Origin of the sequence: Sphingobium abikonense NBRC 16140 (assembly GCF_001598335.1) — a bacterium.
In the GTDB taxonomy this organism is placed as follows: domain Bacteria; phylum Pseudomonadota; class Alphaproteobacteria; order Sphingomonadales; family Sphingomonadaceae; genus Sphingobium; species Sphingobium abikonense.
Genome location: NZ_BCYT01000008.1, coordinates 47,581 through 60,474, shown reverse-complemented (window position 1 = coordinate 60,474; position 12,894 = coordinate 47,581). Strand labels below are relative to the sequence as shown.

General features: G+C 64.2%; 11 protein-coding genes and 1 tRNA gene. 11 read left to right on the top strand and 1 reads right to left on the bottom strand.

What is annotated here, in order from left to right; translation table 11 throughout:
* Positions 1-162 precede the first annotated feature (162 nt).
* The 10 genes from SAB01S_RS10970 to SAB01S_RS10925 all read left to right on the top strand — a co-directional run bounded on the left by SAB01S_RS10970 (position 163) and on the right by SAB01S_RS10925 (position 11,561).
* Positions 163-438, top strand: a complete 276-nt coding sequence (locus tag SAB01S_RS10970; protein WP_245646460.1) for a JAB domain-containing protein — start codon at positions 163-165, stop codon at positions 436-438.
* Between the two features lie 108 nt (positions 439-546).
* Positions 547-623: transfer RNA gene (locus tag SAB01S_RS10965), tRNA-Pro, on the top strand.
* A gap of 269 nt (positions 624-892) precedes the next feature.
* Positions 893-2,527 (top strand): TldD/PmbA family protein, encoded by a 1,635-nt coding sequence (locus tag SAB01S_RS10960; RefSeq protein ID WP_062733055.1) that lies wholly within the window; start codon positions 893-895, stop codon positions 2,525-2,527.
* Positions 2,528-2,548: 21 nt separating this feature from the next.
* A complete protein-coding gene (locus tag SAB01S_RS10955) occupies positions 2,549-3,883 on the top strand; it encodes a TldD/PmbA family protein (RefSeq protein WP_021225711.1) in 1,335 nt (444 codons plus the stop codon).
* A 16-nt stretch (positions 3,884-3,899) separates the two neighbouring features.
* Entirely contained in the window at positions 3,900-4,598 is a 699-nt protein-coding gene (locus SAB01S_RS10950; RefSeq protein ID WP_062733054.1) for a DUF4159 domain-containing protein, read from the top strand.
* A 37-nt stretch (positions 4,599-4,635) separates the two neighbouring features.
* On the top strand, positions 4,636-5,625 hold the full coding sequence (locus SAB01S_RS10945) for an AAA family ATPase (protein ID WP_062733053.1): 990 nt from the start codon (positions 4,636-4,638) through the stop codon (positions 5,623-5,625).
* A gap of 11 nt (positions 5,626-5,636) precedes the next feature.
* Positions 5,637-6,524: a DUF58 domain-containing protein gene (locus tag SAB01S_RS10940; protein ID WP_062733052.1), complete on the top strand. Its 888-nt coding sequence runs from the start codon at positions 5,637-5,639 to the stop codon at positions 6,522-6,524.
* 5 nt (positions 6,525-6,529) lie between these two features.
* Complete coding sequence (locus SAB01S_RS10935) at positions 6,530-7,675, top strand: BatA domain-containing protein (protein ID WP_062733051.1); 1,146 nt, start codon at positions 6,530-6,532, stop codon at positions 7,673-7,675.
* Positions 7,672-9,771 carry a hypothetical protein gene (locus SAB01S_RS10930; RefSeq protein WP_062733050.1) on the top strand — a complete coding sequence of 700 codons (2,100 nt, stop codon included), beginning with the start codon at positions 7,672-7,674 and terminating at the stop codon, positions 9,769-9,771. The genes SAB01S_RS10935 and SAB01S_RS10930 overlap by 4 nt, the downstream gene beginning before the upstream one ends.
* A complete protein-coding gene (locus SAB01S_RS10925; RefSeq protein ID WP_062733049.1) occupies positions 9,768-11,561 on the top strand; it encodes a hypothetical protein in 1,794 nt (597 codons plus the stop codon). Before SAB01S_RS10930 ends, SAB01S_RS10925 begins: the two co-directional genes overlap by 4 nt.
* On the opposite strand, the gene SAB01S_RS10920 is transcribed toward SAB01S_RS10925, so the two are convergent.
* Positions 11,537-11,995, bottom strand: coding sequence for a hypothetical protein (locus SAB01S_RS10920; protein ID WP_031297935.1), 459 nt, complete (start codon positions 11,993-11,995; stop codon positions 11,537-11,539). The genes SAB01S_RS10925 and SAB01S_RS10920 overlap by 25 nt on opposite strands.
* A 167-nt stretch (positions 11,996-12,162) precedes the next feature.
* Between SAB01S_RS10920 and SAB01S_RS10915 the strand changes: the two genes are divergently transcribed.
* On the top strand, positions 12,163-12,834 hold the full coding sequence (locus SAB01S_RS10915; RefSeq protein ID WP_062733131.1) for a spermidine synthase: 672 nt from the start codon (positions 12,163-12,165) through the stop codon (positions 12,832-12,834).
* Positions 12,835-12,894 lie beyond the last annotated feature (60 nt).

Genomic DNA, 12,894 nt, shown 5'->3' with positions numbered 1-12,894 from the left:
TCTGGCGCATGTGGCTCTAACGCAGCCAGCCCCGCCCGCCAATCGTGGTTCAATATGGAGGTTGTTGCGGCCGATTAACTCCAAAGCGGAGAGGCTTCTGTCTGGTGCGGCGTCTTCTGTTGATCGCACTGTTGCGCCATGTCGGAAGCAGCGGCCCTGTGCGTGACGGTATTGGATGAAGGCTGGCGACCCTGTCGTCTGCTGCCGGTAATCGACAACTGGACGACGCTCCTGCACAGCCTGCTAAGCGACGACCATCGCTGGATCGCCCTCCTGCAACGTCGCCCGGCCGGCGAGGCGGCCACGCCCCGGCGCGATGACATCATCCTGACGCGCGCAGTCATCCGCAGCATCAAGCCGCTCGACCTTCATGTCGCCGATCACCTCATTGCCGCGGGCGATCAGTGGTTCAGCTTTCGCGCGGCCGGGCTTCTCTAAAGCCCCGCAAAAAAAGCGGCGCTGCCCGCTTGCCAGCCCGGAACGCCCTCTCTATAGGCGCACTCCTGCCTTACGGGGTCGCCGTCAAAAAGCGGCTTCGGCATCGGTCGGGGAATAGCTCAGCCTGGTAGAGCACTGTCTTCGGGAGGCAGGGGCCGGAGGTTCGAATCCTCTTTCCCCGACCACATTTCTTCTCACAAAACTTCATTGCGGGCCGGCTCTTTGGCGCGTCCGCTTTCGATCGTTCGGCGCGCTCTCATCCTGCCTATCTATTTTCGACAGATGACATGTGTCGAAAGCGGCGGAACCAAAATTGTTCGACCGTAAAAGATATTTGACCCCCGCCCGTCCGGGCGGCAATGATGCCGTCTTATCAAGCCAATACGGCCGGTGGCCAGATATTCGGCATAATCCGACCCGCATCATGCGGGCATGGGCAGGTGGGAGACACATCTTGCATAGACGCGATTTTCTGGCCTTCGGGGCCATGGGCGTGGGCGGCCTCGTGCTGCCGGCCGCTTTCGGGCGGGTCATCGCCGCAGAAGCGCTGGATAGCGCCATCGACGTGGCGGTGAAGAAGCAATTGGCGGACGCCGCGATGAATGCGGCCAAGAGCGCCGGCGCGACCTACACCGACGTGCGGATCGGCCGATATCTGCGCCAGTTCGTCATCACGCGCGAACGTAATGTGGAAAACATCGTCAACACCGAATCGACGGGCGTCGGCGTACGCGTCATCGCAGACGGCGCATGGGGCTTTGCCGCAACCAACGACATGACGGCAGACGCCGTCGCCAAGGCCGCGCGGGAAGCCGTCGCCATCGCCAGGGCCAATGCACCGGGCCAGAGCGCACCGGTGCAACTCGCGCCCGTCAAGGGTGTGGGCGAAGTCAGCTGGCGCACGCCGATCGTCAAGAACAGCATGACCGTGCCGATCAAGGACAAGGTCAATCTGTTGATGGGCGTCAACGCCGCCGCGCTGGATGCGGGGGCCAGCTTCATCCGCTCCACGCTGTTCCTCGTCAACGAACAGAAATATTTCGCCAGCACCGACGGCAGCTATATCGACCAGGATGTGCACCGCATCTGGGCACCGATGGAAGTGACCGCCGTCGATCAGGCGAGCGGCAAGTTCCGCACGCGCGAAGGCCTTTCCGCTCCCATGGGCCTTGGCTTTGAGTATCTCGACGGCGCGGCGTCGGGCAAAACCGTGCTGCCCAACGGCGTGACGGTCTATGGCCAGTCCTATGACATGAAGGAGGATGCGATCGCCGCGGCCAAGCAGGCCAGGGCGAAGATCGCCGCCCCCTCGGTCAAGCCGGGCAAATATGACCTGGTGCTCGATCCGTCGCACACCTGGCTCACCATCCACGAATCGGTCGGCCACCCGCTCGAACTCGATCGCGTGCTCGGTTACGAAGCCAATTATGCCGGCACCAGCTTTGCCACGATGGACAAGCTGCAAAGCCATTTCCAATATGGCAGCGACAAGGTGAACATCGTCGCCGACAAGACCCAGCCCGGCAGCTTGGGCGCCGTCGCCTATGACGATGAAGGCGTGAAGACCAAGAAATGGGACCTGATCCGCGACGGCAAGCTCGTCGGCTATCAGGCGATCCGCGACCAGGCGCATATCGAGGGCAAGACGGAGTCGGACGGCTGCTGCTATGCTGACAGCTGGTCCAACGTGCAGTTTCAGCGCATGGCCAATGTCAGCCTGGAACCCGGCAAGCAGAAGATGAGCGTGGCCGACATGATCGCCGATGTGGAAGACGGCGTCTACATCATCGGCGACGGCAGCTTCTCGATCGACCAGCAGCGCTACAATGCGCAATTTGGCGGTCAGCTTTTCTACGAAATCAAGAATGGCAAGATCGGCCAGCAGATCGAGGATGTCGCCTACCAGATTCGCACGCCCGAATTCTGGAATGCGTGCGCGGGCATATGTGACGCCAGCGATTATCGCCTCGGCGGTTCCTTCTTCGATGGCAAGGGCCAGCCTGCGCAGGTGTCCGCCGTATCGCACGGCTCCTCGACCGCGCGCTTCAACGGCATCAATGTCATCAACACCGCGCGTTCGCTCGGCTGATACGCTTTAGGAGATAAACAGATGAGCATCCTTCCCGAAGCGCAGGCCAAGGCGATCCTGACCAAGGTCGTGGGCTTTTCGCAGGCCGACGAATGCACCGCGCAACTGAATGGCGCGACGCGCGGCAATGTCCGCTTTGCCCGCAACGACGTGTCGACCGCCGGTGTGACCGATGACGTCCAGCTTGCCGTGCAGGTCGCGTTCGGCAAGCGCGTAGGCACCGCCACGATCAACCAGTTCGATGACGCCTCGCTCCAGCGCGTGGTGCGGCGCGCCGAGGAATTGGCGCGACTGGCGCCGGAAAACCCCGAATTCATGCCTGCCGTACCGCAGCAGACCTACCTCAAGACCGACACGTTCAGCGCGCCGACCGCCGCCATCGACCCGGCCTATCGCGCCAAGGTCGCCAGCGATTCGATCGGACCGTGCCGCGCGGAAAATCTGGTGGCCGCAGGCTATCTGGAAGATCAGGCGGGATTCGTCGCCTTCATGAACAGCAAGGGCAATTACGGTTATCAGACTTCGACCAGCAGCGACTATACCTGCACCGTTCGCACGCAGGACGGCCGCGGCTCAGGCTGGGTCGGTCATAATGTCCAGGACGTCGCCCAGTTCAACGCGGGCGAGGATATTCGCGTCGCCATGCGCAAGGCCAGCGCCTCTGCAGGCGCGCAGGCGCTGGAGCCGGGCAAATACACCGTCATCCTGGAGCCTGCCGCAGCCGCTGGTCTCGTCGCCTTCATGATGTATTTCTTCGACGCGCGGTCTGCGGACGAAGGGCGCAGCTTCCTGTCCAAGAAGGGCGGCGGCAACAAGCTGGGCGAACAGGTCTACGGTCCGCAGGTGACGATGTTTACCGACCCGGCCTATCCCGGTGCGGCGGTCTACCCCTGGGACGATGAAGGCCTGCCGCGCAAGAAAATGCCGATCATCCAGAACGGCAAGCTTATGAACATGAACTATAGCCGCTACTGGGCGCAAAAGCAGGGAAAGCCCGAACAGGCCGGCTTTGGCAACATCATCATGGAAGGCGGCACCAAATCCACCGCCGACCTCATCCGCACGACCGAGCGCGGCATATTGGTGTCGCGCACCTGGTATATCCGCATGGTCGATCCGCAGACCGTCCTGCTGACCGGCCTGACCCGCGACGGCACTTTCTATATCGAAAATGGCCAGATCAAATATCCGATCAAGAATTTCCGCTTCAACGAAAGCCCCGTCATCATGCTCAACAATGTCGAGGAATTCGGCAAGCCGGTGCGGGTGAAGAGCGACGAATCGGATACGACTATGGTGATTCCGCCGATGAAGCTGCGCGACTTCACCTTCACGTCGCTGTCGGACGCGGTGTAAGGACGACGGCCGGAGGATGACGCGCGCCGAATTTCTCCGGCTGATGGCGGGCGGCCTGTCCAGCACAATGCTGGCCGGGCCGCTGTCCGCAGCAACGGGCGGATATGATTTCTGGTTTACCCGGCTGCGCTACGATTCAGGTGACTGGGACGTTGACCAGCGCACCCCATCCAACATCATCACTTCGCTCATTGATTACACCACATTGCGCGTCGACCCCAAGGAGCATGTGATCGCGCTGTCCGACCCGCGCATGCTGACCGCGCCTTTCTGCTATATGGCCGGTCATAAGCTCGTCGAATTTTCGCCGGCCGAGCGTCAGAATTTCGAACGCTATGTGCGCAGTGGCGGCTTTGTCATGGTCGATGATTGCAACCATGACATTGACGGCCTGTTCGCCCGATCTTTCGAAGCCCAGATGGCCAAGATCTTCGGCCCCAAAGCCATGATCGAACTGCCCGACAGCCATGGCATTTACCGCAGCTTCTTCAAATTCGACGGGCCGCCCAACACCGCGCTCGAACTCAATGGCTGGGGCGACGACCTCGTCCATAAATATCTCAAGGGCATAGAGGTCAACGGCCGCCTGGGCGTTCTCTACAGCAACAAGGATTATGGCTGCGAATGGGATTATGACTGGCGCAACAAGCGCTTCCTGGCCGAAGACAACACGAAATTCGCCGTCAACATCGTGATGTACGCGCTGTCGGTGTAACTTTTCAATCGCGCGTCAAACAAGGGCCATCACTATCATGACCGAGCTTACCGAAGCCGATATCCAGGCTCGCCTCGCACGCCTCACCGACCTGCGCGCCGCAATTGGCCAGGCGATCGTGGGCCAGGCCGATGTCGTGGAGCAGCTTTTGATCGGCCTTCTGGCCGGTGGGCATTGTCTGCTCGAAGGCGTTCCGGGCCTGGGCAAGACGCTGCTCGTCCGCTCGCTGGGCGAAGCGCTGAAACTTGATTTTCGCCGCGTGCAGTTCACGCCCGACCTGATGCCCAGCGACATATTGGGCACGGAATTGCTGGAGGAGGACCATGGCACCGGCCATCGCAGCTTCCGTTTCCAGCAAGGCCCGATCTTCACCAACCTGCTGCTCGCCGACGAACTCAACCGCACGCCGCCCAAGACCCAGGCAGCACTGCTGGAGGCGATGCAGGAAAAGACCGTCAGCTATGGCGGCGTCACGCATCAGCTTCCCCGCCCCTTCTTCGTGCTGGCGACCCAGAACCCACTGGAGCAGGCGGGCACCTACCCCCTGCCCGAAGCGCAGCTTGACCGCTTCCTTCTTCATGTCCGCGTCGATTACCCATCCGAGGAGGAGGAACGGGCGATCCTGGCCCAGACCACCGGCGCGGACGGCGGCGCGGTGCCGATGGTGATGGCTGGCGAGGAAGTTCTGGCGCTGCAACGGATGGTGCGCGACGTTCATCTCAGCGACGAACTGCTTGGCTGGGTCACGCGCATCGTCCGCGCCAGTCGCCCGGGCGAAACAGCGCCCGAAGACATTCGCAAATATGTCAAATGGGGCGCCGGCCCGCGCGCCGGCCAGTCGCTCATCCTCTGCGCCAAGGCACGCGCCCTGCTGCACGGCCGCCTCGCCGCCACGCGCGACGACATTGCCGCGCTGGCTGCGCCGGTGATGCGCCACCGCCTGCTGCTCTCTTTCGCGGCAGAAGCGGAGGGTCGCAGCGCCGACGACGTTGTCGCTGCGCTCGTCCGCGCGGTTCCGTTGGCCTGATCCGCCCCGCCATGGTCGATTTCCTGCCCACAGACGTGCGCAGCCGCCTTCGCGGCCTTCGCCTCGTCACGCGCAGGGCGGTTGGCTCGCATGGCATCGGCCTACATCAAAGTCATAGCCGGGGTGCAGGCCTAGAATTCGCACAATATCGCGCGTACGAACCAGGCGACGAACTGCGTCAGATCGACTGGAAGCTGTACGCCCGCTCCGACAAATTCTTCGTGCGTGAGGCTGAGCGTGAAAGCCCTGTCGCGGTCTGGATTCTGATCGACGCCAGCGCATCGATGGATCAGCGCGATGCCACCCGGCCCGACTACAGCCGCCTTGACGCTGCAAAGGCGATCGCCGCGGCCATCGCAGAGCTTGCGATGCAGCAAGGCGATCGGTTCGGCTTCATGGCGCTCGGTGACGCGGGCCTTCGCCTGCTGCCCCCCGCGACAGGATTGCGTCAGCGCGATCGCATGATGCTGGAATTGCTGGACGTCAGCGCCGATCGGGCATTCGCTTCGGACCAACAGCTTGGCCCGTTATGGGAAAGGGTCGGCACGCATGATCTGGTGATCCTGCTCAGCGATTTTTTCGACGAACAAGCCATTGCCCTGGCCGAAAAGCTGGCTTCGGCAGGGCGCGAGACATTGGTGATCGAAATGCTGACGGTCGCCGAAAGGGATTTTCCCTTTACCGGAGGCTATAGGTTTCGCGACCCGGAAACAGGCGAGGAATTGCTGGCGGACGGCCCTGCGCTCCGCACCGAATTTCTGGCGCGCTTTCGTGCAGCGCGGGAAGCGCTGCACGCCCGTCTGGATGCCGTGGGCATAGGCCATGTGACGCATGTGCTGGATGAGCCGGTCGATCTGCCTTTGCGTCGCCTGTTCTCGGCGCAGGGCACGGTGGGCTAAGCGCGATGGGTCTCGGTCTCTTATTTCCCGCCGCGCTGGCTGCGCTGGCCGCGTTGATCGTTCCGCTCGTCATCCATATCGCGCGCCGCAGCGAGCAACAGCCAACCGATTTCGCCGCGCTGCGCTGGCTGCGGCAAAGGCCCCGCCCTCGATCGCGCTTGCGGTTCGACGAATGGCCTCTGCTGCTCGTCCGGCTGGCTTTGCTCACGCTGTTTGCGCTCTTCCTCGCCAGGCCCGTGCTGTGGGGCGCTGCCGATGACTCCCCCTATGTCGCGGTCATTCCCGGCGCCGGGATCGACCCCACCGCTTATCCCGAAGCGCGGCTTCACTGGCTTGCGCCCGGCTTCCCGAAAATCGACACCGAAAAGCCGCGCGGTCCCATTTCCGTCGCGAGCCTGATCCGGGAACTGGACGCTGATCTGCCGCAGGGCGCGGCCCTTACCATCGTGACCCCTCAAATCATCAGTGGCGCGGACGCCGATCGCATCAAGCTGTCGCGCACGGCAACGTGGCGAATTCAGCCGGGCGCCATGCCGTCAAGCCCTCCCGCCAAACCGCCTGCGACATCTCTTGCGATACGCCATGACAGGGCGCATCAGGATGGCGCACGCTATCTGCGCGCGGTCGCCAAGGCGTGGCAGACTGAAAAGGAAGCCGCTTCCGATAGTGGCGATCTGACCGCCCCCCTTCCCGATCGTCGCCGGGCGCTCGCGTGGCTGGGGGCTGGCGCAGTCCCAAAAAGCGTTGAGGACTGGACCTCTCAGGGCGGCACCTTGCTGCTGCCCCATGACGCCCGCTTGCCGGAAAATGTCCGTTTCGTTAGCGTCTGGCGCGACGAACTGGGCTTGCCTCTGGGCGAGGCCGCGCGTCTTGGCCAAGGCTTCGTCCTTCGCCTGACGCGCCCGCTTCGCGCCGATGCCATGCCGCTGCTCCTGGACGCGGATTTCCCGGTCCAACTGCGCGATGCCCTTTACCCGGCATCCAGCCCACCGGATCGCGTTGCCGCCCGCGATTATGCGCCTTTGCCGGTCGCGCGCGCTTATGACCTGCCGCCACAGCCGCTGACGCCCTGGCTTGCTTTGCTCATCGCCCTGCTCTTCGGCGTCGAACGCTGGCTGGCGACCCGACGCAGCCGGAACCCGTCGCCATGAGCGCCGAGAGTCTTTTTGCACAATGGGTCGCCCCGGCGCGCCAGCGGTCGGTCCTTGATATAATTGGCCTCGCCCTGCCTGTCCTTGCCGCACTTTCGGCTATGGCCTGGCGCGTCTTCGGCCCTTCTGTCGCGCTCGCGATGGCTGTGATCGGGGGCGGACTTGCGCTGCTCATCGCCCGCAAACGGGCCATTAGCCATGACCGCGCCTGGCTCATCCGCCGCCTGGATGCATCCCGCCCGGACCTGGAGGACAGCAGTGCCTTGCTTTTCCTACCCCCTGCAACACCGACCCCCCTTCAGGCGCTTCAGCGCGCACGGATCGCCGATCGCCTCGACCAAGGCTCGCCGCACGACCTCGCTGCCCCTTGGTCAAGGGGGTGGTTGATTGCACTGCCGTGCGCAGCCGTCCTCATCGTCGTCGCCATGGTGCTGTGGCCGCGCCCCGGCGAAGGTCCGCCGCCCCTTGCGCCCAGCCAGGAAGGCATCGCCGCCGCGCCCGGCCTTCCGCGACTGATTGCCCAAAATCTCCGCATCCTGCCACCTGCCTATACCGCGCTTCCCAGGCGCGACTCCGCCAGGCTTGATGCGCAAGCGCCGCTCGGTTCGCGGCTGGAATGGACCTTGCGATTTGATCCGGCAGCGAAGGCCCCCCGCCTGCTGCTGGTCGATGGCAAGCCGCTGACGCTCCGCCGCGATGGCGATAGCTGGGTCACGGGCATGACGCTGGATCGGTCCTTCCTGTACCGGGTCGATGCCGCCGCCGGTCGCGGCCCTACCCCGCCGCTTCATCGCATCGATGCGCTATCCGACAACCCGCCGCAGGTGAAAGCGCTCAGCCCGGCGCTAACCCTCGTAAAACCGGGCCAGCGCAACTGGACCCCTGCCTTTGCCGCGACCGATGATTATGGGGTCGCGGCGTCCGCCCGCTTGCGCGTCACGCTTGCCATTGGCGAAGGCGAAAATGTGACCTTTTCCGAACGAGAAATTCCCGTCAGCGGCACCGGCGCGGCCCGCGATCGCCGTTTCGCCCCCAGCCTCGATTTCGCCCGATTCGGCTTTGCGGCAGGCGGAGACATGGTGGTGCAACTCATCGTCCGCGACAATCGCAGCCCCGCCCCGCAGGAGGTACGCGGCCCCAGCGTCATTCTGCGGTGGCCATCGGCCCGCGCGCCGGAAAGCAGCGGATTGGAAGGCATGGTGAACACCACCCTGCCCGCCTATTTCCGCAGCCAGCGTCAAATCATCATCGATGCCGAAGCCCTTCTCAAACGCAAGGGCAGCCTCTCGGCCGATCGCTACCTCGTCAATTCCGGCACGATCGGCAACGATCAGCAAATTCTGCGCGGCCGCTACAGCCAGTTTCTTGGCGGCGAAGAGGAGGGCGAACCCACGCTGCCAACCGCCGATGCGCAGGGTCACTCCGATGGGGATGGCCATGATCATGGCCCGCCCGCCAAAGCGAGCGCAGGTTTCGGCGCCCCCGAAGATGTGCTGGCGGAATTTGGCCACCCTCATGACGAATCCCCTGCCTCCAGCCTCGACCCGGAGACGCGTGCGACCCTGAAAAAAGCGGTCGATGAAATGTGGGGGTCGGAACGCGAACTCAAGCAGGGACGGCCAGACCTTGCCCTGCCTTATGCCAACCGCGCCCTGCGCTTCATCAAGGAAGTGCAGCAGGCAACACGCGTCTTCCTGTCGAAAGTCGGCCCGGAACTTCCGCCCATCGATCCCACCCGCCGCATGACGGGCGAGCGGGACGGCATTGCGAGCCGGACGCTTCCCCTTGCCAGCGTCAAAAGCAGCGATGGCCCCGCCGCATCGGCATGGCGTGCGCTGGAGGGCAGCGCCGCTCCCGACCTGACAGCGCTTGGCAACTGGGTCCGCGCCAATGAAGGACGGCTACCCGATCCGCTGGCGCTTACCGCCGCAATCGACACCCTGCGCCAGAGTCCGCGCTGCGCAGCTTGTCGCGCCCGTCTGCAATCCCTGCTCTGGACCGCCATGGAACGACCGATGGGCCAAGCCTTGCCAAGGAGACGTCCCGACGACATGGGCGCCCGCTATCTGCAAATGATACAGGGGGGCGGTTCATGACGATGGAGCATGTCACTGCCGCGATCCTGGCGATCGCCGTCCTGATTTCAGCCATTCGCCTCATCCTGTGGCATCGCGCATCGCCCCATCCGCATTGGCTGCGATTAGCCGCGTTGCTCGTCTTGCAACCCACCTGCGCCGCATTGCTGTTCCTGGCTTTGTACCCGCCGCCCATTCCGGTCGAGGGCGGCACATTCATCATTGCGACCGCCGGTGCCCCTCGCTTCACTCCCAATGCTGGCGCACTCACGCTGGCCCTGCCGGAAGCCGGCCCTGTCCAGGGCGCCGAGCATGTGCCCGATCTCGCCACCGGCCTGCGCCGCCATCCGGAGGCTCGACGCATCACGGTGCTGGGGGCTGGCCTCACCCCCCGCGACATCGAGGCCGCATCGGGCCTTGCAGTGCGCTTCGACCCGCCCGCCCAAGGAAGCGGTATCCTCTCCCTGACGCCACCAACTGCCGCCGCTCCCGGAGACAGCTTCGATGTGGGCGCCACAGTCTCACCGACGAACAACGCAATCGTCGAATTGCTCGATCCGGCCGGACGTGTGACAGACAGGACAACGCCCGACCAGCAGGGGCACGTGCGCCTGACCGGCACGGCACGCGCCGCAGGAAACAGCCTCTTCACCTTGCGTGTTCGGACTAAAGACCGCACTATGGCGCAGGCTTCGGTCCCGCTGGTCGTCCTGGAGCCAAAGCCGCAGCGCCTCCTGCTCCTTGCCGCCGCGCCTGGACCCGAAATCAAATATCTTCGCCGCTGGGCCACCGACGCAGGGTTCGACGTCACGAGCCAGATCAGCGCAGGCGGCGGCATCTCGCTGGGGGATGCCCCGATCGCCATCAATGCCGCCACCCTCGGCCAGTTCGACATTGTGGTCATCGACGACCGAAGTTGGACGGCGCTGGGCGGCCAGCGAGCTGCCCTCATGGCCGCGGTGCGCAACGGCCTGGGCCTGATACTCCGCCCCACCGGCCCGCTGGACGCCGCGACCCGATCCCAGTGGCGCAATCTGGGGTTCGCGCTCACCGGCGCCAACAGCATTGCCCCGCTGGCCCTGCCAAAAGCGGCCCCTGCTCCAATTGCGCGCACGCGCCTTGGCATCCCGACTGAAATCTTGCCTGATGATCTGCGTCTGCCCGCCGATTTCCTTCCGGACGTCAGCCGTTTGGCGCTGTCGCCCTCAAGCGGAACGTCTGTGGCCCTGCTGCACGATGCGGGCGACGCGCCCATCGCGGCATGGCGACCGCAGGGACGGGGGCGTGTCGCGCTTTTTACGGGCGTCGACAGCTACGCACTGGTTCTTACCGGCCGAACACCCCTCTATGACGACTGGTGGAGAGGCCTCATTCGCGCGGTCGTCCGCCCCGCACCAAGGCTGCTCTCACCCCCAGCGATCAGTTGGGCAGGCGAACGTGTAGCGCTGTGCGGAATTGCTCCGCGCGCCTCGGTCGAGCAGCCCGCCGGTCGCGCTATTGCTCTGCAACCTGTCGCGGATTGCGCCGCCTTCTGGCCAGCGCAGTCGGGATGGCATCGGCTCGTCACAAAGACGGGAGGCATGTCCTTTTACGTCCAGCCGGGCGACGCCCTGCCTGCCATGAAAAGCGCCCGTAACAGGGACGCAACATTGTTGCTGCGCGGCGCCCCGACAACCGCCGCCGAAGCGACCCGCCAAGCGCCTGGTCCCGCCTGGCCCTTCGCCGCCGCCTGGCTGCTGGTGAGCGCCCTGCTCTGGTGGCTGGAGCGCAGCCGGATCGGCAGGGCTCAGCCGGCCCGGTCCAGCATGTAGAAATCGCGCAGCGCCCGTGCATCGTGCAGTGCATTGTGCGGCACGCGGCTGTTGGCGGCCGCGCTGAAGCCCGCTGCGTTGATGAGTTCCAGCTTCAGGCCGAAATCGACGCCCGCCATCCGTCCCGGCCCCGTCACCAACAGCGCGCAAAAATGCGCCAAATCCTCCGGCCAATCCGCGATAATCACCGGGTCGGAATCGCCGGCTAGATAGGCTGCGACGAGATCGGCCGCCTCGACGCGATCCAGTTCATGATCGATACCCGGCGGCACATGCCGCAGATAAGGAATGACGTGCCCCGCCACCCACGGCTCGATCACTTCGGGCAACGGCAGCGAAACATAACATTCCTGGTCGCCATGTTCGGGCACCAGGGCAACGCTGATCAGCGTGCCGCCAAAACCGTTAAATTCTGTGTCGAGGAAATAGCGCATGGAGGGGACATTTGCCTGTGTCGATTCGGGGGGATGAGCGGCGGATAGCATCGCCGGCGCCAGTCGGCCAAGCGGCGGTCCAAACGCGCGACGGCCGGTAGCATTTGCGCGACGCAAGCCAAGCTGCCATGCGCAAGACGATTTTTTCAAGCTGTTAGGACATCATGATGACGCCGCGCGAATATCTGGGCTCCGCCATCGTTCCGGGCGGGCAGGAACTGAAACTCTATCGGCGCGGCGGCGACCATATGATCGTGCTCGACCGAAACGAGCTGATGAGCAGCCGCATGAGCGGATCGGAAAAGCAGTTGGCGTTGATGACGATCGACCGGCTGCGCGGTGGGAAGCCCCCGCATCTGTTGATCGGTGGCTATGGCATGGGCTTCACCCTGCGTGCGGCGCTGGGCGCGCTGTCGGCGGACGCGCGCGTCACCGTGGCCGAACTGGTGCCCGAAATCATCGAGTGGGCGCGCGGCCCGATGGCGGAGCTTGCGGCCGGATGCCTCGACGATCCGCGCGTGCGTCTGGTGATTGACGATGTCGTGGCCGTAATTGCCCACGCACAGGGCAGCTATGACGCGATCCTGCTCGATGTCGACAATGGACCCGACGGCCTCACTGCCGCCGCCAACGACCGGCTCTATGATGCAAAGGGCCTGCAAGCCGCGCGCGCGGCGCTTCGTCCAGGCGGCATTCTCGCCATATGGTCGGCAGGATCGGATGACGCGTTCACCCGCCGCCTGCGCAGCGCCGGCTTTCGTGTCGACGAAGTCGCCGTTCGTGCCCGTGATAATGGCAAAGGGCCGCGCCATGTCATCTGGTTTGCGCAAAAAGGCTGAACATGCGCCATTGCAGGACGCGGTGGGCCGCGCGAAAAGGACATATTCAATGATGCGAAG